Origin of the sequence: Streptomyces sp. CB01249 (genome assembly GCF_001905735.1) — a bacterium.
Taxonomy (GTDB): Bacteria; Actinomycetota; Actinomycetes; order Streptomycetales; family Streptomycetaceae; genus Streptomyces.
The window spans coordinates 65,093-87,010 of sequence record NZ_LISW01000007.1 but is presented as its reverse complement, the minus strand read 5'-3'; the positions used below and the strand labels follow the sequence as shown (position 1 = coordinate 87,010).

General features: G+C 71.8%; 23 protein-coding genes and 1 tRNA gene. 16 read left to right on the top strand and 8 right to left on the bottom strand.

The features are described from left to right. Positions 1–58: 58 nt before the first annotated feature. From AMK18_RS27175 to AMK18_RS27150, 6 genes are all read left to right on the top strand, one after another. Entirely contained in the window at positions 59–1,054 is a 996-nt protein-coding gene (locus tag AMK18_RS27175) for an ABC transporter permease (RefSeq protein ID WP_018104064.1), read from the top strand. Continuing rightward, positions 1,051–1,956, top strand: coding sequence for an ABC transporter permease (locus AMK18_RS27170; protein ID WP_073864845.1), 906 nt, complete (start codon positions 1,051–1,053; stop codon positions 1,954–1,956). Before AMK18_RS27175 ends, AMK18_RS27170 begins: the two co-directional genes overlap by 4 nt. Positions 1,957–1,992: 36 nt before the next feature. Beyond that, positions 1,993–2,934, top strand: a complete 942-nt coding sequence (locus tag AMK18_RS27165; RefSeq protein WP_018104062.1) for an ABC transporter ATP-binding protein — start codon at positions 1,993–1,995, stop codon at positions 2,932–2,934. Then, a complete protein-coding gene (locus AMK18_RS27160) occupies positions 2,919–3,851 on the top strand; it encodes an ATP-binding cassette domain-containing protein (protein ID WP_241836650.1) in 933 nt (310 codons plus the stop codon). Before AMK18_RS27165 ends, AMK18_RS27160 begins: the two co-directional genes overlap by 16 nt. Beyond that, complete coding sequence (locus AMK18_RS27155; protein WP_073864843.1) at positions 3,848–6,271, top strand: glycoside hydrolase family 2 protein; 2,424 nt, start codon at positions 3,848–3,850, stop codon at positions 6,269–6,271. The genes AMK18_RS27160 and AMK18_RS27155 overlap by 4 nt, the downstream gene beginning before the upstream one ends. A gap of 259 nt (positions 6,272–6,530) precedes the next feature. After that, a tRNA-Leu gene (locus tag AMK18_RS27150) sits at positions 6,531–6,616 on the top strand. Between the two features lie 82 nt (positions 6,617–6,698). Here the strand turns inward: AMK18_RS27150 and AMK18_RS27145 are convergent. Beyond that, positions 6,699–7,394: a class I SAM-dependent methyltransferase gene (locus AMK18_RS27145; RefSeq protein ID WP_073864842.1), complete on the bottom strand. Its 696-nt coding sequence runs from the start codon at positions 7,392–7,394 to the stop codon at positions 6,699–6,701. 128 nt (positions 7,395–7,522) lie between these two features. Between AMK18_RS27145 and AMK18_RS27140 the strand changes: the two genes are divergently transcribed. Beyond that, a complete protein-coding gene (locus tag AMK18_RS27140) occupies positions 7,523–8,374 on the top strand; it encodes a transcriptional regulator (RefSeq protein WP_443333236.1) in 852 nt (283 codons plus the stop codon). A 36-nt stretch (positions 8,375–8,410) separates the two neighbouring features. On the opposite strand, the gene AMK18_RS27135 is transcribed toward AMK18_RS27140, so the two are convergent. Beyond that, complete coding sequence (locus AMK18_RS27135) at positions 8,411–8,707, bottom strand: hypothetical protein (protein ID WP_073864841.1); 297 nt, start codon at positions 8,705–8,707, stop codon at positions 8,411–8,413. A gap of 276 nt (positions 8,708–8,983) precedes the next feature. Here AMK18_RS27135 and AMK18_RS27130 point away from each other — a divergent pair, with 276 nt between their 5' ends. The 4 genes from AMK18_RS27130 (at position 8,984) to AMK18_RS27115 (ending at position 11,302) form a co-directional block, all read left to right on the top strand. Then, the gene (locus tag AMK18_RS27130) at positions 8,984–9,271 is read left to right on the top strand and encodes a hypothetical protein (protein WP_443333235.1); all 288 of its coding nucleotides are present in this window, start codon (positions 8,984–8,986) and stop codon (positions 9,269–9,271) included. Between the two features lie 45 nt (positions 9,272–9,316). Then, positions 9,317–9,913 (top strand): DinB family protein, encoded by a 597-nt coding sequence (locus AMK18_RS27125; protein ID WP_073864840.1) that lies wholly within the window; start codon positions 9,317–9,319, stop codon positions 9,911–9,913. 113 nt (positions 9,914–10,026) lie between these two features. Next, positions 10,027–10,899 carry a Bax inhibitor-1/YccA family protein gene (locus AMK18_RS27120; RefSeq protein ID WP_018104057.1) on the top strand — a complete coding sequence of 291 codons (873 nt, stop codon included), beginning with the start codon at positions 10,027–10,029 and terminating at the stop codon, positions 10,897–10,899. An 85-nt stretch (positions 10,900–10,984) separates the two neighbouring features. After that, entirely contained in the window at positions 10,985–11,302 is a 318-nt protein-coding gene (locus AMK18_RS27115) for a hypothetical protein (protein ID WP_018104056.1), read from the top strand. Between the two features lie 64 nt (positions 11,303–11,366). Here AMK18_RS27115 and AMK18_RS27110 read toward each other — a convergent pair whose 3' ends face one another. The 3 genes from AMK18_RS27110 to AMK18_RS27100 form a co-directional block, all read right to left on the bottom strand. Further along, positions 11,367–12,176, bottom strand: coding sequence for a hypothetical protein (locus AMK18_RS27110; protein WP_018104055.1), 810 nt, complete (start codon positions 12,174–12,176; stop codon positions 11,367–11,369). Between the two features lie 260 nt (positions 12,177–12,436). Then, the gene (locus AMK18_RS27105; protein ID WP_018104054.1) at positions 12,437–13,657 is read right to left on the bottom strand and encodes an acetyl-CoA C-acetyltransferase; all 1,221 of its coding nucleotides are present in this window, start codon (positions 13,655–13,657) and stop codon (positions 12,437–12,439) included. Positions 13,658–13,813: 156 nt separating this feature from the next. Continuing rightward, positions 13,814–14,845: an SGNH/GDSL hydrolase family protein gene (locus AMK18_RS27100; RefSeq protein WP_018104053.1), complete on the bottom strand. Its 1,032-nt coding sequence runs from the start codon at positions 14,843–14,845 to the stop codon at positions 13,814–13,816. 164 nt (positions 14,846–15,009) lie between these two features. Here AMK18_RS27100 and AMK18_RS27095 point away from each other — a divergent pair, with 164 nt between their 5' ends. Next, complete coding sequence (locus AMK18_RS27095) at positions 15,010–16,416, top strand: cystathionine beta-synthase (protein ID WP_073864839.1); 1,407 nt, start codon at positions 15,010–15,012, stop codon at positions 16,414–16,416. A 366-nt stretch (positions 16,417–16,782) separates the two neighbouring features. On the opposite strand, the gene AMK18_RS27090 is transcribed toward AMK18_RS27095, so the two are convergent. Further along, the gene (locus AMK18_RS27090) at positions 16,783–17,628 is read right to left on the bottom strand and encodes a helix-turn-helix transcriptional regulator (RefSeq protein WP_073864838.1); all 846 of its coding nucleotides are present in this window, start codon (positions 17,626–17,628) and stop codon (positions 16,783–16,785) included. Between the two features lie 132 nt (positions 17,629–17,760). On the opposite strand from AMK18_RS27090, the gene AMK18_RS27085 reads away from it, so the two are divergent. Further along, a complete protein-coding gene (locus AMK18_RS27085; RefSeq protein ID WP_073864837.1) occupies positions 17,761–18,522 on the top strand; it encodes an SDR family oxidoreductase in 762 nt (253 codons plus the stop codon). Positions 18,523–18,525: 3 nt separating this feature from the next. On the opposite strand, the gene AMK18_RS27080 is transcribed toward AMK18_RS27085, so the two are convergent. Further along, positions 18,526–18,951: a hypothetical protein gene (locus tag AMK18_RS27080; RefSeq protein ID WP_073864836.1), complete on the bottom strand. Its 426-nt coding sequence runs from the start codon at positions 18,949–18,951 to the stop codon at positions 18,526–18,528. Between the two features lie 200 nt (positions 18,952–19,151). Between AMK18_RS27080 and AMK18_RS27075 the strand changes: the two genes are divergently transcribed. From AMK18_RS27075 to AMK18_RS27065, 3 genes are all read left to right on the top strand, one after another. Then, positions 19,152–19,724, top strand: a complete 573-nt coding sequence (locus AMK18_RS27075; RefSeq protein ID WP_073864835.1) for a SigE family RNA polymerase sigma factor — start codon at positions 19,152–19,154, stop codon at positions 19,722–19,724. After that, complete coding sequence (locus AMK18_RS27070) at positions 19,717–20,403, top strand: hypothetical protein (protein ID WP_073864834.1); 687 nt, start codon at positions 19,717–19,719, stop codon at positions 20,401–20,403. The genes AMK18_RS27075 and AMK18_RS27070 overlap by 8 nt, the downstream gene beginning before the upstream one ends. 117 nt (positions 20,404–20,520) lie before the next feature. Further along, positions 20,521–21,366, top strand: coding sequence for a MurR/RpiR family transcriptional regulator (locus AMK18_RS27065; protein WP_073864833.1), 846 nt, complete (start codon positions 20,521–20,523; stop codon positions 21,364–21,366). A 121-nt stretch (positions 21,367–21,487) separates the two neighbouring features. On the opposite strand, the gene AMK18_RS27060 is transcribed toward AMK18_RS27065, so the two are convergent. Next, positions 21,488–21,862, bottom strand: coding sequence for a hypothetical protein (locus AMK18_RS27060; RefSeq protein ID WP_018104045.1), 375 nt, complete (start codon positions 21,860–21,862; stop codon positions 21,488–21,490). Between the last annotated feature and the right edge of the window lie 56 nt (positions 21,863–21,918).

The window sequence follows — 21,918 nt, the reverse complement described above, 5'->3', positions numbered from 1 at the left end:
GCCGTGCGCGCCGACCTGACCGCCGACCGTACGGCGGGGCTCTCCCCGGGGAGCCCTCTTGCGCCGCTACTTCGCCCGCAAACTACTCATCTACGCGCTGACCTTCGTCGTCGCCGTCACCGTCAACTGGATGATCCCGCGCTTCATGCCCGGCGACCCGGTCGCCGCCATGGTGGCCCGCGCCCGGGTCTCGCAGCCCGAGGCCGTCGAGGCCATGCGCGCCTACTACAACAACCTCTTCGGCTTCGACGAGCCCGTCTGGCAGCAGTACCTGCACTTCTGGAGCGCCCTCCTCCAGGGCGACTTCGGTCTCTCCATCTGGGTGTTCCCCAAACCCGTGGCCGACGTCCTGCTCGACGCGCTCCCGTACACGCTCGGGCTGATGATCCCCGCCGTCCTGCTCAGCTGGTTCGTCGGGAACTGGGCCGGGGCGCTCGCCGCCCGGCGCAAGGTGCTCGACAACACCGTGCTCCCGGCCGGCTATCTGCTCACCGCCATGCCCTACATGTGGATCGCCGTCATCCTCGCCTGGGCGCTCGGCTCCAAGGCGGGCTGGTTCCCGCTCTCCGGCGGCTACAGCCTCGACATCCAGCCCACCTGGTCCTTCGACTTCGCGGCGGACCTGTTCCAGCACTGGGTGCTGCCGTTCCTGTCGCTCTTCCTGGTCGCGCTCGGCGGCTGGGCCATCGGCATGCGCAACATGATCATCTACGAGCTGGAGTCGGACTACTCCAACTACCTCTCGGCCCTCGGCGCGCCCCAGCGCCTCATCCGCCGCTACGCCTTCCGCAACGCCGTCCTGCCCCAGATCACCGGGCTCGCCCTCCAACTGGGCGTCCTGGTCGCCGGAGCGCTCGTCACGGAGATCGTCTTCGCGTACCCCGGACTCGGCTCGCTCATCCTTGCCGCGATCCAGAACCAGGACTTCTTCCTGCTCCAGGGCGCGTTCCTGTTCATCGTCATCGGCGTCCTGATCGCCAACTTCCTGATCGACATCGTGTACGTCGTGGTCGATCCCCGTACCCGTACCGGCATGGCGGGAGGCCAGTCATGAGCACCGTGCCCGAACCGGCCACCGAGCCCGCCGCGCCCTCCGCCCCCGCCGCCCGGCCCGGCCGCGAGACGCTGCACTACGCCGTCCGCAACCCGAAGCTGCTCATCGGGTTCACCGTCGTCGTGCTGCTCCTGCTCGTCGGGATCGTCGGCCCCCCGCTCCTCGACAACGCCGACCCCAACGAATACGTCGGCCCGCAGGCCGCCCCGCCGGACGGTACGTACTGGATGGGCACCACCACCTTCGGGCAGGACGTCTACGCCCAGTTCGTGCACGGGCTGCGCTCGACGTTCCTGGTCGGTGTCGTCGGCGGGGCCATCGCCGCCGTGATCGCCATGCTCGTCGGCTTCCTGGCCGGCTACCGAGGGGGTGCCGTGGACGAGATCCTGAACATGCTCACCAACGTCGTCCTGGTGCTGCCCGCGCTCGCCGTCCTGCTCATCATCAACGCGTACCTCGGGGTCCGTTCGGTGCCCGTGCAGGGGCTGTTCATCGGGCTCACCTCCTGGCCGTGGGCGGCCCGCGCCATCCGGGCGCAGACCTTCTCGCTGCGCACCCGGGAGTTCGTGGACCTCGCCCGGCTCAGCGGCAGCGGCACCTGGCGGATCATCTTCCGCGAGATCGCACCCAACATGAGCTCGTACCTCTTCATGATGTTCATCCTGCTGTTCGGGGGCTCGGTCCTGATCGCCTCCTCGCTCGACTTCATCGGGCTCGGCCCCACCGAGGGCGTCTCGCTCGGGCTGATGCTCCAGAGCGCCCAGCAGTGGAGCGCCCTCGAACTGGGCATGTGGTGGTGGTTCGTTCCGCCGGGCGCCGGGATCACCGCGATCGTCGGAGCGCTGTACGTCGCCAACGTCGGCCTCGACGAGGTCTTCAACCCCAAGCTGCGGGAGGCCTGACCATGACCGCGACCGCTCTCCGGGAGGTCTGAGCGCATGACCCTGACCGTGACCGACCTCCGGGTCCACTACCGCACCCTGCGCGGTGAGGTGAGGGCCCTGGACGGCGTCTCCTTCGACCTCGCCGACGGGGAGATCCTGGGCCTCGCCGGTGAGTCCGGGTGCGGCAAGAGCACGCTCGGCAAGTCGCTGATCCGCCTCGACGGCCGGATGCGGCACGCGGGCGGCACCGTGACGCTGGACGGCGACGACGTGCCCGTGGCCGACGACCGGGCGATGAACGCCTTCCGCTTCCACCGGATCTCGCTCGTCCCGCAGTACTCCATGAGCGCCCTCAACCCGACCCGCCGCATCGGCCGCATGATCCGCGAGCTGCTGGCGTCGCGCGGCGCGAGCGTGGACACCGCCGAACTGCACCGCAGGCTCGATCTGGTGGGCCTGGACCACGACGTCCTGGACCGCTACCCGATCGAGCTGTCCGGCGGGATGAAACAACGCACCGTCATGGTGATCTCCACCCTGCTCGACCCGTCCGTCCTCATCGCCGACGAGGTCACCTCCGCGCTCGACGTCTCCACCCAGCGCGCCGTCGTCGGCGCGCTCACCGGGCTGCGCGACAAGGGCCTGGTCACCAGCATGATCTTCGTGACCCACGACCTCGGGCTCACCTCGCACATCGCGGACTCGATCATGGTCATGTACGCGGGCAAGCTCGCCGAGAAGGCGCCCACGAAGACACTGACGACCGCGCCCCGCCACCCGTACACCAAGCTCCTGCTCGGCGCGCTCCCCGAGGTCGGGGCCCGGCACGCCGACCGGCCCCTCACCGGCATCGCCGGAGCCCCGCCCTCGCTCCTGAACCCCCCGGCCGGCTGCCGCTTCCGCGACCGCTGCCCCGTCGCGGACGAGCGCTGCGCCGAGGAGCCCCCGGTGACCGAGATCGCCCCCCGCCACTCCGTCGCATGCTGGAAGGCCTGATGCTGACCCTCGACCACGTCACCAAGACCTACCGGGCCGGGGCGTTCGGCGGCGGCTCCGTCACCGCCGTCGACCGGGTCTCCTTCACGGCCGCGCCCGGCGAGGTCGTCTCCCTCATCGGCGAGAGCGGCAGCGGCAAGTCCACGATCGGCCGCATGATCCTCGGCCTCACCGGCGTCAGCTCCGGCACCCTCACCCTGGACGGGCAGCGGGTGCGGCCGGGCAAGGACTTCTACCGCCGCGTCCAGGGCGTCTTCCAGGACCCCTTCTCCTGCTACAACCCCGTCTTCCGCGCGGACCGCGTCTTCGACCTGGTCCGCCGCGCCTACCACCCGGGCGTCCGCGACGCGGAGTGGGCCGACCGCGTCGAGAAGGCGGTACGCGATGTGCGCCTGGACCCCGCACAGGTCCTCGGCCGCTACCCGCACCAGCTCAGCGGCGGCCAGCTGCAACGGCTCCTCATCGCCCGCGCCCTCCTGCTCGACCTGAGCTTCCTGGTCGCCGACGAGATCACCAGCATGCTCGACGCCTCCACCCGCATCGACGTCCTCAACCTCCTGGCCGGGCTCAAGGAACGCGGCCTCGGCGTCCTCTACATCACGCACGACCTCGCGCTCGGCACGTACCTCGCGGAGAAGACGGTGGTGCTGCGCCGGGGCCGGGTGGTCGAGCGCGGCGACACCCAGAAGGTGTTCGGCAACCCCCTCCACCCGTACACGCGCACCCTGCTCGCCGCCGTGCCCCGCCTCAACCAGCCGTGGGACCCTCCGGAGCCGGTACGTTCGTGCGCCTTCCACGAGGAGGGCGGCGGCTCGTCCGGAGGGCCGGGGGAGGCCACCACCGACCTGTACGAGACCGAGCCGGACCACTTCGTCGCCTGTGCCCAGCTCCCCGACTGCGGAAGGACCCCCGCGTGACCCTTCGCCACCTGCCCCTGCACGACGGCTGGACGCTCCGCCCGGCCGGACCCGTGCCCTCCGGGCTCCCCACAGGAGGCGTTCCCGACGGCATCCCCGCCACCGTCCCCGGCTGCGTCCACACGGACCTGCTGGCCGCCGGGCTCATCGAGGATCCGTACCTGGACGACAACGAGACCCGGCTCGGCTGGATCGGCCGCACCGACTGGACGTACCGCACCACCTTCGACTGGACGCCTGACGGCCACGACCACGCCGCCCTGTGCTTCGACGGCCTCGACACGGTCGCGACGATCCTGCTCAACGGGACGGAGATCGGCCGGACGGCGAATCAGCACCGTTCGTACCGTTTTCCCGTGCGCGGTCTTCTGCGCGAGGGCGAGAACTCCCTCGACGTCGTCTTCACCGCGCCGTACACCTACGCCGAGGAGCTGCGCGACCGCCTCGGCGACCGCCCCGGCGCGTACGCGGAGCCGTACGCCTTCATCCGCAAGATGGCCTGCAACTTCGGCTGGGACTGGGGCCCGACGCTCGTCACGTCCGGCATCTGGCGTCCGGTCGCCCTGGAGACGTGGAGCGGTCCGCGCATCGCCTCCGTGAAGCTGCTGCCCGACCTGGACCCGGAGGGCGTGCCGTTCCTGACCGCCGAGGTGGAGATCGAGCACGACGGCCTGGATGCGGTCTCGGGCTCGGTCGGCGTGGTCGGCGCGGCGGCCCTCTTCGTCCTCTCCGAGGACGAGCACCGCGTGAGGGTCAGCCTCTCCGTTCCGCAGGCCGAGCCCTGGTGGCCGCACAGCCACGGCGCACAGCCGCTGTACGAGGTGGAGGTCCGCGTCGGTGACCACGTCCGCCACCTCCGCACGGGGTTCCGGTCCGTCACGCTCGAAGAGGAGGCGTTCCGGATCTCCGTGAACGACCGGCCCGTCTTCGTGCGCGGGGTGAACTGGATCCCCGAGGACTGCTTCCCGTCCCGCCTGACGCGGCAGCAGCTCTCCGACCGCCTCGACCAGGCCGTCGCCGCCCACGTCAACCTGGTCCGGGTGTGGGGCGGCGGGCTCTACGAGAGCGACGACTTCTACGAACTGTGCGACGAGAAGGGGCTCCTGGTCTGGCAGGACTTCCCGTTCGCCTGCGCCGCGTACCCGGAGGAGCAGCCGCTGTGGGACGAGGTGGCGGCCGAGGCGCGCGAGAACGTCGTCCGGCTGGCCCCGCACCCTTCCCTCGTCCTGTGGTGCGGAAACAACGAGAACCTGGAGGGCCACGCCGACTGGGGCTGGCAGAAGGAGCTCGGCGACCGCACCTGGGGCCACGGCTACTACCACCGGCTGCTGCCCGGGATCGTCGCCGAGACCGACCCGACGCGCCCGTACTGGCCGGGATCGCCGTACTCCGGCAGCCCCGACGTCCACCCGCAGGACCCGGAGCGCGGCACGGTCCACATCTGGGACGTGTGGAACCGCGCCGACTACCGCGCGTACGCCGACCGGGTGCCGCGCTTCGTCGCGGAGTTCGGCTTCCAGGGGCCTCCCGCGTACGCCACGCTCCGCCGCGCGGTCAGCGGCCCGCTCACTCCCGATGCGCCGCTCCTGGCCCACCACCAGAAGGCCGAGGACGGGGACGCGAAGCTGTTGCGCGGCCTGGGCGACCATCTGCCGCAGCCCGGACCGGACTTCGACGACTGGCACTGGCTCACCCAGCTCAACCAGGCCCGCGCCGTCGCGTTCGGCATCCGCCACTTCCGCTCCCACGCCCCGTACTGCATGGGCACGATCGTCTGGCAGCTCAACGACTGCTGGCCGGTCGTCTCCTGGTCGGCGGTCGACGGCGACGGCCGCCGCAAGCCCCTCTGGCACGCGCTGCGTGCGGTGTACGAGGACCACCTGATCGCCGTCCGCGACGGCTCCGTCCACCTGGTCAACGACACGGCGGCCCCCTGGGCGGGCACCCTGCGCCTGACCCGGCACGCCCTGGACGGCACGGTCCTGGCCGAGGAGGCCCTGCCGGTGTCCACGGCCGCCCGCGCCACGACGAGCGTCCCGCTGCCCGCCTCGCTCGCGACACCGGCCGACCCGGCCCGCGAAGTCCTCGTCGCCCGCCTGGACGACACCAGGACCCTGCACTTCCACGAGGAGGACCCGCGACTCGCCCTGCCGCCGGCGCGCTACGGGGCGACGGTGACGGAGGAGGAGGGCGCCCGGACCCCCACGTACCGCGTCGAGGTGACGGCACAGACCCTTCTCCGGGACCTCTGCCTCTTCCCCGACCGCCTCCACCCGGACGCCGAGGCCGACACCGCGCTCGTCACGCTCCTCCCGGGCGAGAGCACCACGATCCGGGTCACGGGGGCGGTGCTGGAGGACCCGTCCGCGCTGGCGACTCGCCCGGTGCTGCGGTGCGTGAACGACCTGATCGCAACCTAAAATCAGCCACGAGGTGGCGCGCCCCTGGCGATCGGTGGCGCGCCCCTGGCGAAACGACTGTGTCGGTGCGGCGACTTTCCGTCAATTCGCCCGGCACCCCCGCACTGCCGCCATCTTGCCCGGGCATGTGGGTATGCCTCCGACGTGCGCTGACGGGGACTCAAGAGATCGATAAATAAGACAACATCGAGCCACTGTTCGGCTGATCGGACCGAGCCCCCCGGATAGGGTCATGTGCCAACGCGGAGCCGCGCGCCAAGCCCGGATGGTGGAATGCAGACACGGCGAGCTTAAACCTCGCTGCCCCTCGGGGGCGTACCGGTTCGAGTCCGGTTCCGGGCACCATCGCGTACCAAGTCCCAAGCCATCGGGTACCCGGAACGATCACCTCCGAACCACGGAATCGGCAACGCCCGACAGCGCTGAGTCAGGCGGCGGCGCGCTCGGCTCTGATCAGGAGCGTGGCGGCGGGCCGGGGCCCTTCGCCGGCGGGCAGCTCCTCCACGCGGATCCGGGTGAACCCCGCCTCGTCCAGGAGCTTTGTCCACACCTGCTCCTGCAGCACCCATCGGCGCATGGTGACCCTCTCGCCGGTCGGGGTCTTTGCCGGTACGTCGGCCGCCACGACATCGGGCTGGGCGGGCGCACCGGACAGATACTGGGCGAGAGTGGAGAAGACCAGCTGTCCTCCCGGGCGGAGCGCGTCGGCCGTGGCCGGGAGCAGTTGGCGGGGGTCGTTGAAGTCCACCGCTCCGAAGACGCTGTAGAGCAGGTCGTAGGCGCCCGGGTTCGCGCGGAGGTGGGGGACGGCGTCCTGGTGCACGAGGCGCAGGCGTGGGCCGAGCGAGCCGTAGAGGGCAGTGGCCATGTTGTGCTGTGCGGGTGAGGCGTCCACCGCGTCGATCCGGTCCGGGCCGTGATGCACGGCCAGGTGAGCGGCGTGGCGTGCTGCGCCGGAGCCGAGGTCGGCGAGAGTCCTGCCGGTGATGTCCCCGAGGACCTCCGGACCCGGCCCGTCCTGCTGGCTCCAGGACCAGCGGAAGGACGCGGAGACGGCGCGGTCCTGTTCGGCGCGGACGCGGCCGTAGTGGTGCCATAGGTCTGTGGTCGTCACCCGGGCCATCCTGACGGCGCCGTGCGCGGGCCGCCGCCGGTTCGGATGAATGTCACCCGGGCGTGACCCGGTGGCTCGGACCGGGAATCCGAGCCACCGAGGATGACGTGCGACGGTCAGTGCGAGTCGTTGCCCGGGTGGCTTCCGCTCGCGAGCTCTACGACAAGGGCGCCCACACCCAGTTCCTCGCCCTGCTGCCCGACCTCCTGGCCGACGGGCACGCCGCGGCCTCGTCGCGCCGCGAGCTGGACCAGGCGCGGCTGTCCTCCGTGTACAGCCTCAGTGCCGCCCTGCTGCTGAAGCTCGGCTCGTACGAGCAGGCCCGTCTCACTGCCGACCGTGCGCGAACCTGGGCCGAGGTGTCCGGGTCGCCGCTCGCAGCTGCCGCCGCCTCCCACGAGCTCGCGATCGTGCTCCGCCACCAGGACCGGGGCGAGGAGGCGCAGGCTCTCATGGAGTCGGCCGCGGCCGGGGTGGAGGCCACCGGGCTGCGGACCGACGCGGCATCGTCGGCCTATGCGCAGATGCTGTGCACTCTGGCCTACACCGCCGCACGCGGGGGTCGGCGCACCGAGGCCCTGGCCATGGCCGAGGAAGCCCGGCGTGCCGCGCGGCGTCTGCCGCCCCTGGCCCCGGCCGGGCGGCTCTTCCCCATCAGCCCGGCCGCAGTGGACCTCTACACCGTCGGCGTCCACTGGGCCCTCGGAGATGCGGGCGCGGCCCTGGAAGCCGGCCAGAACCTGCGGTCCGAGCACTTCCCGACGGCCGAGCGGAAGGCACGTCTGGGGACCGACATGGCCCGCGCTTGGTGGGCCTGGGGGCGCCCCGAGCAGACCGCCCGCGCTCTCCTCGACGCCCACCGCGCGAGCCCCGGCGAGGTGAGGGACCGCCCCGCGATCCGCGGCATCGTGACCGAGCTGGCGCAGCGTCACCCGCGAGCGGCCGGTGTACGGGAGTTGCGCGCCGCCGTGTCGGCCCCGGCGAGCTGAGGAGCCTTCGGGCGCCATTTCGTACAAGACCTGAGGTCACCCCCGGACCACGGAAACGGTGATCCCTACGACGCCGACGAGCCCCAGTGTCGCGTGTAGTGCGCCCATGATGCGCAGGTTGCGGAGTCGGGCCTGTGCGTGTGTGTAGAGGTGGAACTCTGGATGCTCGATGCTGCGGCGGCGGAGTCTGCGGAGCTCGTACGGGGTGAAGTGAACCGGGTTGAGGTAGGTGTCCAGGACGTGCTGGGCGAAGCCCCGGTAATTAGTGACCAGGGCCAGGCCCAGTAGGTGCAGGGCGGTGAAGAAGAGCAGGAAGACCAATGCGGCGGTCATCTGGTCCCCCTGTAGTCGGCTACCGAGGTGCTGACCGTATGGCGCAGGCGGACAGGGCGGCAGGTGCGGCATTGGCAGGATTGCGAGGCCGCTCGCTGCCGGAATGGTGCTTGGCCACCCCCGTTGTCAGTGCCCGGTGGTGTCATGGCCGTACGGATGGCGACGGAACGGGGTGGGGTCGTGGGTACCTGGGGTGCGGGGAACTTTGACAGTGATACCGCGGCGGATCATCTTTCCGAGCTTGTGGGGCGGCTCGTCGCCGAGGTGGGCGAGGCAGTGGGCGGGGATCCCGGGGGGATCGAGCCCGATGAATACGACGGGGTGGCCGTCCCCTGCAATCTGGAGCTGCTGCTTCTCCTGCACGAGCGCGGATGGGTCGGTGTGACCCTGCCCGCGCCGGAGGTTGTCCGGGGGTGGCGGGACGCGTACATGGCGGTGTGGGAGGGGAGCATCGACGGGCTGGAGCCTGTCGAGGGGTTCAAGGACGAGCGGCGGGCCGTGCTGGTGGGGACCTTCGACCGGCTGGCGGAGGCCGCGGCGGGGCAGCGGGAGTCCACGGGCTGAGAAACGCGGTGGGTTCTGGGGCCGTCCGAGCGGCAGGTTGGGCCCATGACGGATACGGATCGGTTCAAGCACGACCTGCGGCTCTATCTCCAGGACGCCCGCGACGCCTTCCTCTGGAAGCTCGAAGGGCTGTCCGAGTACGACGTCCGGCGCCCCCTCACCCCCACCGGGACCAATCTGCTCGGGCTCGTCAAGCATGTGACCGGAGCCGAGGCGTTCTACCTCGGGACCGTCTTCGGGCGGCCCGTCGACGCGCCGGACCTCTGGATCACCGGGGACGCAGAGCCGAACGCCGATCTGTGGGCCACGGCCGACGAGTCCCGTGCGGAGATCACCGGGCGGTACCGCCGGGTGTGGGCGCACTCCGACGCGACCGTGGAGGCGTTCGGGCTGGATGCGAGGGGCGTCCTTCCCGGGGAGGGCGGGCCGGAGCTGTCGCTGCACCGCGTCCTCGTCCATCTCGTCGCCGAGACCCAGCGCCATGCCGGGCACGCCGACGTCGTCCGGGAGCTGATCGACGGGGCGACCGGGCTGCGGCGCGGGAGCGAGGACATGGCGCCCGGCGACGAGGCATGGTGGCGTGGCCACCGGGAAAGGGTGGAGAGCGCGGCCCGGGAAGCGGGCGGACGTACCGCAGAGTGACCGCGCGCGGCCGGTCCGTTCGGAGAAAGATCCTCCTTCGGCACTAGGCTGATTGCTTTGCCTACCCATTACTCTTGTGGGAAGGCCACGCTGGGTGGCCATGGAGGAGTGAGATGAGGAGCAGCAACCCGGTCTTCTCGCGACGGGGCTTCAGCCGCGACAACGGTTACGCGGGCTTCAACGCGGCGCCGCAGGCCGGGGCCCCCGCAGCGGGTGCCAACCCGTACGCACAGGGCACCGCCCCGAACCCGTACGCGACCAACCCCTACGCCCCCACGGGCGCCCCCGCGCCGGCCCGTACCGGCGCGATGACCATCGACGACGTCGTCACGCGCACGGCGATGACGCTGGGCACGGTCGTGCTCGGTGCCGCGCTCGCCTGGGCGCTCCTGCCGGTGGACGAGGCGAACCTCAACAAGTCGTACGGCATCGCCATCGGCGCCGCGCTCATCGCGTTCGTGCTGTCGCTCGTCCAGTCGTTCAAGCGCAAGCCCGTACCCGCGCTGATCATCGCCTATGCCGCCTTCGAGGGTGTCTTCCTCGGCGTCATCTCCAGCGCGGTCAGCACGTACATCGGGCCCGGCGTCGTGATGCAGGCGGTGATGGGCACCATGTGTGTCTTCGCCGGTGTGCTGCTCGCGTACAAGATGCGCTGGATCCGCGTCACCCGCCGGTTCTACGGCTTCGTGATGGCCGCCGCCATGGGCTTCATGCTCCTGATGGTCGTCAACCTGCTGTTCGCCGCCTTCGGTGGCGGTGACGGCCTCGGCTTCCGCAGCGGTGGCCTCGGCATCCTCTTCGGCGTCATCGGCATCATCCTCGGCGCCTGCTTCCTGGCCCTCGACTTCAAGCAGGTCGAGGACGGCATCGCGTACGGCGCTCCGCGCGAGGAGTCCTGGCTGGCCGCCTTCGGCCTCACCATGACCCTGGTGTGGATCTACCTGGAGATGCTGCGCCTGCTCTCCATCCTCAGCGGCGACGACTGATCGCCCCGGCGCACGCGTAAGCGGCCCGCGGTCTCCCTCCGGAGGCCGCGGGCCGCTGCCGTGTGCGCGGCGATAGGGTCGCGGGGTGCTCGATACGACGCCTCTGATCATCGCCGTGGACCGATTCGCCGACCGGCTGCGCGCCGCCCCGCAGAGCAGGCTGCAGCGGGGAGCGGCGGCCCAGGGCCTCGCCGCCGCACGTGAGCTGTCGGCGCGGGCCCAGCACGCCGAGGAGCCCGGCCGGGAGCCCAGGGTCATGCCGGACGCCGGGGTCTTCGCCGTCGGCGACCAGCTCGCCGTCGCCGGCCGGGACCTGGCCGTGGCACTGGAAACGGCCCCGTCCGAAGAGCTGGACGAGGCCGTGCGATGCGTCGAGGAAGCGGCCGCGCGGGCCTTCGCGTAAGGCGCGCGGCGCGCAGGGAGGCGGCAGCCTCCCCGTAAAGCCGGGGACCGACGTCGGGGCGGGCTCAGAAGCTCGCTATGACGCGGTCGGCGAGTATGTAGACGTTCTCCTTGCCGCAGGAGAACGTCAGCGCGTACGCCCCCGAGACGCCGGAGCCGCCCAGCAGGACGGGGTGCTCGCCCGCGCGCAGCGACTCGGCCAGGCGCTCGGCCGTCTCGCGGTGGCCGGGGGTCATACAGAGCGTCGTACCGTCCGCGAACACGTACACGTCGAGCGTGCCGAGCGGGCCCGGGCGCACGTCGGACAGCTCCGTGCGGCTGTCCGCCAGCTCCTCCAGGCGGTTCACGGTGCGCTCGTGGTCGGTGACGACGGGCGTCTGCACGGGGACGAAGTCCGGGTGCGAGGGGTGGCGGCGGCGGGCCGCGGCCAGCTCCGGGGAGTCCTCGGCGAACTCCGTCTCCGGCAGCTCCGCCAGCTCGGTCAGCTCCTCCAGGGCCTCCGCCGCCTCGATGTCCATCGACTCCAGACCGGCGAAGTCGCTCTGGCGGGGCATGAAGAACGGGGCGTCCTCGCCGAGACCGGCCAGCCCGCCCAGCAGGGACGGGGCGTCGGCGGCGTCGCGCGCCTCCTGCGAGGCCCAGAACGCGCGGGCCTCGGCCAGCTCCCGCTCGCGCTCCTCGGCCAGCGCCTCGGCGACGGCCGCGCGTATTTCTTCGGCGGAGGTGGTGTCGTGACGGGTCTGAGGGGGTACAGCGGCTGTACGGGCGTGACCGTCGGCCAGCTCCTTCCGGAGCGCCGAGACCTGCCTGCGCAGTCCGTGAGCGGCGTGCAGAGCAGCGGCGCCCACAGCCGTGGCAGCGGCGGTGGTCAGCAACAGGGCAATAGGCATGGCGCTCACTGACATACTCCCGGTTTCAATCGATCCCCCGACTTCCTACATCAGCTTGTGCCCTGACGGCACCATGTGTCAGTGCATTACGTCACGAAATGGACAGGACTTTGGGCCCTGTGTAAACCGCTGTTGTAGGTGTGACCTGCGCAAACGACTCTCCCCCAGGAGATAGATCACATCCTGGGGGAGATTCGGTCACGGTCGGGGCTCGGTGGCCCGCAGGGCCCCGAAACCCGTTCTGATCAGCTCAGACGCTCGATGACCATGGCCATGCCCTGGCCGCCGCCGACGCACATCGTCTCCAGACCGAACTGCTTGTCGTGGAACTGGAGGCTGTTGATCAGCGTGCCGGTGATCCGCGCGCCGGTCATGCCGAAGGGGTGGCCGACGGCGATGGCGCCACCGTTGACGTTGACCTTCTCCAGCGGCAGACCGAGGTCGCGGTAGGACGGGATGACCTGGGCGGCGAACGCCTCGTTGATCTCGGCGAGGTCGATGTCGCCGACGGTCAGCCCGGCGCGCTTCAGCGCCTGCTTGCTGGCCTCGACGGGACCGTAGCCCATGATCTCGGGGGAGAGGCCGGAGACGCCGGTGGAGACGATGCGGGCCAGCGGGGTCAGGCCCAGCTCGCGCGCCTTGGTGTCGGACATGATCACGAGCGCGGCGGCGCCGTCGTTGAGCGGGCAGCAGTTGCCCGCCGTGACCAGGCCGTCCGGGCGGAAGACCGGCTTCAGGCCCTGGACGCCCTCCAGCGTGACGCCCGCGCGCGGCCCGTCGTCCTTGGACACGACGGTGCCGTCCGGCGTGGTCACCGGGGTGATCTCGCGCTCCCAGAAGCCGTTCTTCAGGGCCTCCTCGGCGAGGTTCTGCGACCGTACGCCGAACTCGTCCATGTCCTGACGCGTCACGCCCTTCAGCCGCGCCAGGTTCTCCGCGGTCTGGCCCATCGAGATATAGGCGTCCGGGACCAGGCCGTCCTCGCGCGGGTCGTGCCAGCTCGCACCGGACTCCTCGGCGCGGGCCGCGGTACGGGCCTCGGCGTCCGCGAAGAGCGGGTTGTGCGTGTCCGGCAGGCTGTCCGAGTTGCCCTTGGCGAAGCGGGACACCATCTCGACACCGGCCGAGATGAAGACGTCGCCCTCGCCGGCCTTGATGGCGTGCAGGGCCATGCGGCTGGTCTGCAGCGAGGACGAGCAGTAGCGGGTGACCGTACAGCCGGGAAGGTGGTCCATCCCCATCTGCACGGCGATGATGCGGCCCAGGTTGTTGCCCTGCTCGCCGCCGGGCAGACCGCAGCCGAGCATCAGGTCGTCGATGTCCTTCGGGTCCAGCTCGGGGACCTTGGCCAGCGCGGTCTGGATGATCGTCGCGGTCAGGTCGTCCGCGCGCAGGTCCTTGAGCGAGCCCTTGAAGGCCCGGCCGATGGGCGAACGGGCGGCAGAGACGATCACGGCTTCGGGCATCACGCGGCTCCATGGGGGCTGAGGGCGGACAGGCTGCCTGAGGGATCCGGCAGACCCGGCGGTACGGCACGACTGCTCTGGAAATTACCCGGACGTAGCGCCCGGGTCACCCGACCCGGCATGTGATGCGGGCCTCTTTTCTAAGCGAGCGCTCAGTCAACGGCTCGGTTCGCCGCTGTGGCGGTCCACCCGCGTCGATCCCCCGGGCTCCGGGTGCGGATGCGGATGCGGCTCCGTGGCGGCGGGCAGACGCCGCCGCCTGCGGTGCTTGAGCAGGGCCCAGGGCGCCCGGGCCCCCGTGACCTCCGTTCCGGCCTCCTTGGCCGCCTGGGAGGCCGCCTTGGCCACCGGCAGCATGTCCTCGCGCCGTGCGCCGTCCAGCCGGTCCGACTCCGGCCACAGGCCGAGCACCGCGCACAGCGTCGGCAGCACCGCCATGGACGCGGTCGCGTACCCCTCGGCCGACGGGTGGTAGTTGTCCGGGCCGAACAGCTCCCGCGGGTTCTCCTCGAACTCCGGGCCGAGCAGGTCGCCCAGCGACACGGTGCGCCCGCCCTGCTCCACCGTGCCGATCGTCTGCGCCGCCGCCAGCTGCCGGCTCACCCGCCGGGCCAGCCAGCGCAGCGGCTGGTACACCGGCTCGATCGTCCCCAGGTCCGGACAGGTCCCGACGACGACCTCCGCCCCGGCCGTCCGCAGCCTGCGCACCGCCGTCGTCAGACAGCGCACCGACTGGGTCGCGGGCATCCGGTGCGTCACGTCGTTCGCCCCGATCATGATCACGCACACGTCCGGCGTCCGCGCCGGGTCCGCGAGCAGCAGCGAGACCTGCCGCTCCAGATCGTCCGACCGGGCCCCCGGGAGCGCGACGTTGCGCAGGTCCACAGGCCGCTCGGACACCGCCGCGAGCCCCGAGGCCAGCAGCGCCCCCGGGGTCTGCCCGGCCCGCCGCACCCCCTGCCCGGCCGCCGTGGAGTCCCCGAGCAGCCCGAGGCGCAAGGGCTCCGCGGGGCCCGTGAACGCCACTCCGTACCGTCCGTCCGCACTCGGCGGGACCGGGGCGGTACCCCCGCCCACCTGCCGCTTCGCCAGCTGGACCTCCGCCAGCAGGACGCCCACCGCCGCGGCGCCCAGCAGCCCGATGCTGCCCCCGCCGTAGGCCGCGCCCGCCGCGATCCGCCGTGCCACTCTCGCCGTCGACACAGTCCGGTCCACCTCCTCGTCCCACGTACCGCAGTAGAGCCGTACACACAGCTACCTGCCCGCTACCGCCCGTCGTTCAATCGCGCAGCCCAATCCCGTCCCCGTACGCATACGCTTGCCGGACCATCTCGGAGACCCCGGAGTACACGGTGCAATTCCACGATTCGATGATCAGTCTCGTAGGCAATACCCCGCTGGTGAGGCTGCGCAGTGTCACGGCCGGCATCCAGGCGACGGTCCTGGCCAAGGTCGAGTACTTCAATCCCGGCGGGTCGGTCAAGGACCGCATCGCCCTGCGCATGATCGAGGCCGCCGAACAGAGCGGCGAGCTGAAGCCCGGCGGCACGATCGTCGAGCCGACGAGCGGCAACACGGGCGTGGGCCTGGCGATCGTCGCGCAGCAGAAGGGCTACAAGTGCGTCTTCGTCTGCCCGGACAAGGTGTCCACGGACAAGATCAACGTCCTGCGCGCCTATGGAGCCGAGGTCGTCGTCTGCCCCACGGCGGTCGACCCCGAGCACCCCGACTCGTACTACAACGTCTCCGACCGGCTGGTCCGTGAGACGCCGGGCGCCTGGAAGCCCGACCAGTACTCCAACCCGAACAACCCGCGTTCGCACTACGAGACCACCGGTCCCGAGCTGTGGGAGCAGACGGAGGGGAAGATCACCCACTTCGTGGCGGGCGTCGGGACCGGCGGCACGATCAGCGGCACCGGCCGCTATCTCAAGGAGGCCAGCGGCGGCAGGGTCCAGGTCGTCGGCGCCGACCCGGAGGGCTCGGTCTACTCCGGCGGTTCCGGCCGGCCGTACCTCGTGGAGGGCGTCGGCGAGGACTTCTGGCCCTCCGCCTACGACCGGACGGTCACCGACGAGATCGTCGCCGTGTCCGACAAGGACTCCTTCCAGATGACCCGCCGGCTCGCCAAGGAGGAGGGGCTGCTCGTCGGCGGCTCCTGCGGCATGGCGGTCGTGGGGGCCCTGGAGGTCGCGAAGCGGCTCGGTCCCGAGGACGTGGTCGTCGTCCTGCTCCCGGACAGCGGGCGCGGCTACCTGTCGAAGATCTTCAACGACGAGTGGATGGCGGACTACGGCTTCCTGGAGGACAGCGGCCCCTCGGCGCGGGTCGCGGACGTCCTGAACCACAAGGAGGGGCCGATCCCCACCCTCGTCCACATGCACCCGGAGGAGACGGTCGGCGAGGCGATCGACGTGCTGCGCGAGTACGGCGTCTCGCAGATGCCGATCGTGAAGCCCGGCGCGGGCCACCCGGACGTCATGGCCGCCGAGGTCATCGGCTCGGTCGTGGAGCGCGAGCTGCTGAACGCCCTGTTCGCCCAGCGCGCGTCGCTCAGCGACCCGCTGGAGAAGCACATGTCGCCGCCGCTGCCGCAGGTCGGCTCCGGCGAGCCGGTCGAGGACCTGATGGCGGTGCTCGGCGGCACCGGCGCGGCGGACGCGGCGATCGTGCTGGTGGAGGGCAAGCCGAAGGGCGTCGTCAGCCGCCAGGACCTGCTGGCGTACCTGGCGAAGGACGCCCCGGCCGCCGCCAAGTAGCCGGGTGGCCGCGCCCTTCGCGAAAACGGTACGTGCGTGTCACGTGGGCGCAGCACCCGCTTAACACGGCTCCGGCACATTGGTGGATGTCGGCAGGGAAACCCGCCGGCACCGGAACGGCGACAACGGACTACGGAGCGGCTCCCGGACCTCCACCGTCGCCCGGACGCGTCATCCGGCCCTGACCCGGACCGCGTCCCTCGCGGGGACCGCTGTCGTCCCGGCCCCTGGGCAACCAGGGGTGCGGCGGTCCCCGCGACTACCGTTCTACGCGCGCAGCTCCGGCGCGCCTCAGTACCTAGGCGCCGCAGCTCCGGCGCGCCTCAGTACCTAGGCGCCGCAGCTCCGGCGCGCTTCCCTCAGTACCTACGCGCGCAGCCCCGGCGCGTTCTCCCCGGCGGCCCAGCTCCCCAGCAGCGCGATGCGCTCGGCGGTCTCCGAACCGGGCTCCGGGGTGTAGACGACCAGCGAGAGGTCCGGCTCACCGGGGACCGCCAGCGTCTCGTACGGCAGCGTCAGCGCGCCCACCAACGGGTGGGCCATCCGCTTCACGCCGTACGTCTTCGCCTTCACCTGATGGTCCGCCCACAAACGCCGGAAGTCCTCGCTCTTCAGCGACAACTCGCCGACCAGTGCCGCGAGCTCCTTGTCGTCCGGGTGCAGCCCCGCGTCCAGCCGCAGATGGGCGACCGTCTCCGCCGCCACCGCCGGCCAGTCCGGGTACAGCTCCCGCGCCCCCGGGGCCAGGAACGCCTGACGCGGCATGTTCCGCTCGGCGGCGGACATCCGGGAGAAGCCGGAGAGGGCGTCCCCCAGCGCGTTCCACGCCAGCACGTCCATCCGGCGGCCCAGCACGAAGGCGGGCGCCCGGTCGAACATGTCGAGCAGCAGCCGCAGCCCCGGGCGCACCCGGCGGGCCGAAGAGGCCGGTGCCTTACGGGCCTTGGGGCGCGCCACCGTCCGCAGATACGCGTGCTCCGTCTCATCGAGCCGGAGCACCCGGGCTATCGCGTCGAGCACCGCGTCCGAGACGCTGGGCCCGCGCCCCTGCTCCAGCCGGATGTAGTAGTCGACGCTCACCCCGGCGAGCTGCGCCACCTCCTCGCGCCGCAGCCCGGGCACCCGCCTGCGGCCGTACGAGTTGAGCCCCACGTCCTCCGGGCTGATGCGGGCACGCCGTGAGCGCAGGAAGTCACCGAGTTCGCCGTCCATGGCCCGATCGTAGGAGAACGGTTTCCGCCCAGCCTGGTACTGGCAGACCCAGGAACAACGCATCCCTGGGTGGAAGGACCGGCCCGGCGCAGTGTGGTGCCCGGACCCGAACACCACACCAGGGAGCACCCCATGCAGTACGAGACCCTCGCCGACCGCACCGCCGTCATCACCGGAGCCGCCAGCGGCATGGGCGCGGCCACCGCCCGGCTGCTCGCCGCGCAGGGCGTACGGGTGGCGCTGCTGGCCCGCCGCGCGGAGCGGCTGGAAGAGCTGGCCGCGAAGATCTCCGCGGACGGCGGTCAGGCGCTCGCCGTCGCCGCCGACGTCACCGACCAGGCGTCCGTGGACGCGGCGGCGGACCGGGTGCACGCCGCGTTCGGCCCGGTGGACCTGGTCGTCAACGCGGCCGGGGTGATGCTGCCGAACCCGGTGGACGCGGGGCGCGTGGACGAGTGGCAGCGCATGCTCGACACCAATGTGGCCGGTGCGCTGCGCGTCATCCGGGCCTTCACCGCGGACCTGGTGACGGCCGCCGCCGGGGGCCGCACCGCCGACCTGGTCAACATCTCCTCGATCGGCGCGCACATCGCGTTCCCCAACTACGCGGTCTACGGCGCCACGAAGGCCGCGCTCACCTACCTGTCGGCGTCGCTGCGTACCGAACTCGGCCCGCGCGACGTCCGCGTCACCAACATCGAACCGGGCCTCACCGACTCGGAGCTGGCCGGGCACGTCGACAACGCGGAGCTCAGCGGCCAGCTGGACGGCATGTTCGACGCGCTGGGCGGCCTCTCCTCCGAGGAGATCGCCGACCTCATCGCGTACACCACGAGCCGCGCCCGCCACATCAACCTGCGCCAACTGGTCGTGCTGCCGACCCGTCAGGTGTGAGGCTCAGTCCTCCCAGTCGGAGGCCGTCCGCCGCTCCTCGCGGCTCCGGAACAGCCGCCTGCCGTGGCCGGCCTGGAAGGCGTTGACGCCGACGATCCCGAGCCAGGCCACGACGAGCCCGCCGATGCCCGCGTTCGCGGCGCCGATCGCGGACAGCGGCACGGCCAGGACCAGCGAGACGATGCCGAAGCCGTAGCGCTCGCCGAAGTTCCCGGGCGGGCGCTCCGGGGTGCGCGCGCCCCGCGCGACGGCGGTCCGTTCCTCGGCGAGATGTCGCCGGACCCTGCGGTCGAGCGTGGCGTCGAGCCGCTGCTCCACCTTCTCCAGGAACGACTCGACGAGCGCGGAGTCGTAGTCGGCCCCCAGCTCGCTGCGGGCCTGCAAAGTCGCCTTGAGCTCCCTGTCGAGCTCGGTGTCGGGTGCGTCCATGGTTCTTACGGTACGGAGCCGAGGCCGCCCGGACAGTGGGGCTAGCCCCCCGGTTTCGGGGCTGTTCCGGGGTCCTCCGGGATGCGTGAAAGTCGTCGGTAACATCCGCCGCCGCCCGGGCGTGTAACTGGACAGAGGCAACAAACAGCGGCAACGGCAAGGCAGTGCTCGGGCAGGGCGAGGAAGACGGACGGGGGGCCATGACGGCAGGCAGTGAGGAAGTGGAGGCGTTCGACGCGTTCTACGCGGCGACCGCCAAACGCCTGGTCGCCACGGTGTACGCGATGACGGGCGACCTGGGGGAGGCGGAGGACGCGGTGCAGGAGGCGTATGTGCGGGCCTGGCAGCGGTGGGACAAGGTGTCCGCCTCCGGTGACCCGCTCCCGTGGGTGCGGACCGTGGCGGTGCGGCTGTCGATCAGCACCTGGCGCCGGACGCGCGGCAGATTGCGCGCGCACTTCCGGCACGGGGTGCCCGCCGACGTGCCGGGGCTCACCGAGGACCGGGTGGCGCTGATGGGCGCGCTGGAGGAGCTGAACCGGGACCAGCGGCAGGCGGTGGTGCTGCACCACATGCTCGGCCTGCCCGTGGAGGAGGTGGCCCGGGAGACGGGGGCGTCGAACGGCGCGGTACGGACCCGGCTGCACCGGGCCCGCCGGATCCTCGGCGAACGGCTGGCCGACACCCCGGCTGTGACGGGGCGCCAGGTGACACGGAATGCGGCGGCGGAGCGGAATGCCACGGAGCGGAAGGGGCGGGTGCGGCATGGCTGAGATCGAGGACCTGATCGAGGACGTCGCCCTGCGGCTGCCCGAAGCCGGGGACATCCGGGCCCGGGGGCAGCGGCGGCGCACCCGTGTCCGCGCGGTCCGGGGCGGCGCGGCGGGCGCGGTCGTCCTGGCGGCGGCCGGGGCGTGGGGCCTGCTCCTTCCGGCGGACGGCCCCGAGGCCCGGCAGACGGTCGCCACCACGACGGCCAACCCGTTCAAGGTGGACGGGGTGGTGGTGATGCGCCCGGCCGACGAGCTCCCGGGGTACGCGACCTGGCACTGGAAGGAGAGCGCGAGCCTTCCGAAGGGCACCGGACCGAGCAGCGACGCCCTGCCCCAGGTGGGGCTCGACGGCGCCTGCCCCGCCTCCTTCGTCCCGGCGGTCGAGCCGAGCCAGCAGCGGTACTCCGTGTTCTACACGGGCAGCGACCACGCCTTGGCCCAGCACCGGGTCATCGCCTACGACGCGGAAGCGACCGCCCGGACCCAGGTGACGGCGCTGCGCGGGGCGATGTCGCGGTGCGGGCTGCACTCCGCGACGCCGACCGCGCGGGAGAAGGAGGAGGGCGGCGCGGTGTGGTCCGGCACGGTGGACGACGGCCGGACGCTCCGGGTCACCGTCCGGCGGTGGGAGTCCTGGGTGTCGGTCGAGGAGGTGCTGCAGGGGAAGCCCGCCGGCTGACCGGTCCGGCTCGTCCGGCTGACCCGCCCGGCTGCATATGGACATGCAGACACCTTGCTGGCTGAATGGATTCGTCGGCGCCGGGCCGCGGCGCGGCGGATCTACCGAGGGGACAGGATGAGCGGGAGCAGCCCGGCCGCGCGGTTGCAGGAGCTGTTCGAGGGGCGCCGGCTCACGCCCACGCAGCGGCGCATCGCGCACTCGATGGTGCGCAGGGCCGGAGACGCCCCGTTCCTCTCCAGCGTCGAGCTCGCCGAGCTGGCCGGGGTCAGCCAGCCCTCCGTCACCCGGTTCGCCGTCGCCCTCGGCTTCGACGGCTACCCCGCGCTGCGCAAGCACCTGCGCGAGGTCGCCCCGGCCGGGGCGGAGGCGGGCGAGGGCGACGAGACGTACAACGAGTACCAGCAGGCGGTGCTCGGGGAGATCGAGAACCTGCGGCACCTGGCCGAACTCCTCGCCGATCCGGGCCCCGTCGAGCGGGCGGGCCGGCTGCTCGCCGCCTCCCGTCCGCTGCCGGTGCTCGGGCTGCGCGCGGCGTCCTCGCAGGCGCGCGGGTTCGGGTACTTCGCGGCGAAGGTGCATCCGGACGTGCGGGTGCTGGACGAGGGCGGCAGCATGCTGCACGACCGGATCGACGCCGCCCGGCGGGCCGGGGCGACCGCGCTGATCTGCTTCGCGCTGCCCCGCCACCCGCGCGAGGTCGTGGACGCCCTGGCGTACGCGCGCGGCCGGGGGCTCACGGTGGTGTCGGTGGCCGACTCCGCGTTCGCGCCGGTGGCCCGCCACAGCGACCTGCTCATCCCGGCCGCCGTCGGCACCGGCCTCGCCTTCGACACCGCCTGCGCCCCGATGCTGCTGGGCCGGGTCCTCCTGGAGGCCATGTGCGACGCCCTCCCCGACGCCCAGGCCCGCCTGGAGGAGTTCGACGCGGGGGCGGCGGCGCGGGGGCTGTTCGTGGAGTAGGCGGAGTAGTGCGGAAAAGCCGGCCCGTCCGGCGTCTGAGGACGGAACCCCGCGCCCGGGGCCGGGGCATGGGGCGGAGACCGGCGACCCGGTCCCGCGCCCCGGCGGCGGAGCCGCCCCCTCAGACCTCCAGGTCCGCCTCGATCTTCTTCAGCTGGTGGCGGGCCATGGCCAGGTTGGCGCGGCTGCCGTCGAGGACCAGGTAGAGGAACAGGCCGTTGTTGCCGCGGGTCTTGAGGAGGCGGATCAGGTGGTACTGGGTGCCCAGGGTGATCAGGATGTCCTCGATCTCGTCCTTGATGCCCAGGTGCTCCATGGTGCGGAGCTTGGCGCGTACGACGTCGGTGTTGCCGGCCGCCGCGACCTCCAGGTTGAAGTCCTTGCCGCCGCCGAGGGTGCCCAGCGCCATGCCGCTCGTGTAGTCCACGAGGGCGACACCGGTGGTGCCCTCGATGGACGACATCGCTTCCTTGAGTGACGCTTCGGTGTTCGCCATGAGTGGTGCTCCCTTTCTCTGACCGGCCACTGCGGCCGGTTCCGTTGCGTGGTGCG

Bases quoted from the DNA above. Each gene is read 5' to 3' on its own strand.
- AMK18_RS27170 (WP_073864845.1), top strand. From the start codon at position 1,051: ATGAGCACCGTGCCCGAACCGGCCACCGAGCCCGCCGCGCCCTCCGCC.
- AMK18_RS27165 (WP_018104062.1), top strand. From the start codon at position 1,993: ATGACCCTGACCGTGACCGACCTCCGGGTCCACTACCGCACCCTGCGC.
- AMK18_RS27160 (WP_241836650.1), top strand. From the start codon at position 2,919: ATGCTGGAAGGCCTGATGCTGACCCTCGACCACGTCACCAAGACCTAC.
- AMK18_RS27145 (WP_073864842.1), bottom strand. From the start codon at position 7,394: ATGGCCCGGGTGACGACCACAGACCTATGGCACCACTACGGCCGCGTC.
- AMK18_RS27135 (WP_073864841.1), bottom strand. From the start codon at position 8,707: ATGACCGCCGCATTGGTCTTCCTGCTCTTCTTCACCGCCCTGCACCTA.
- AMK18_RS27125 (WP_073864840.1), top strand. From the start codon at position 9,317: ATGACGGATACGGATCGGTTCAAGCACGACCTGCGGCTCTATCTCCAG.
- AMK18_RS27120 (WP_018104057.1), top strand. From the start codon at position 10,027: ATGAGGAGCAGCAACCCGGTCTTCTCGCGACGGGGCTTCAGCCGCGAC.
- AMK18_RS27105 (WP_018104054.1), bottom strand. From the start codon at position 13,657: ATGCCCGAAGCCGTGATCGTCTCTGCCGCCCGTTCGCCCATCGGCCGG.
- AMK18_RS27090 (WP_073864838.1), bottom strand. From the start codon at position 17,628: ATGGACGGCGAACTCGGTGACTTCCTGCGCTCACGGCGTGCCCGCATC.
- AMK18_RS27085 (WP_073864837.1), top strand. From the start codon at position 17,761: ATGCAGTACGAGACCCTCGCCGACCGCACCGCCGTCATCACCGGAGCC.
- AMK18_RS27080 (WP_073864836.1), bottom strand. From the start codon at position 18,951: ATGGACGCACCCGACACCGAGCTCGACAGGGAGCTCAAGGCGACTTTG.
- AMK18_RS27075 (WP_073864835.1), top strand. From the start codon at position 19,152: ATGACGGCAGGCAGTGAGGAAGTGGAGGCGTTCGACGCGTTCTACGCG.
- AMK18_RS27070 (WP_073864834.1), top strand. From the start codon at position 19,717: ATGGCTGAGATCGAGGACCTGATCGAGGACGTCGCCCTGCGGCTGCCC.
- AMK18_RS27065 (WP_073864833.1), top strand. From the start codon at position 20,521: ATGAGCGGGAGCAGCCCGGCCGCGCGGTTGCAGGAGCTGTTCGAGGGG.
- AMK18_RS27060 (WP_018104045.1), bottom strand. From the start codon at position 21,862: ATGGCGAACACCGAAGCGTCACTCAAGGAAGCGATGTCGTCCATCGAG.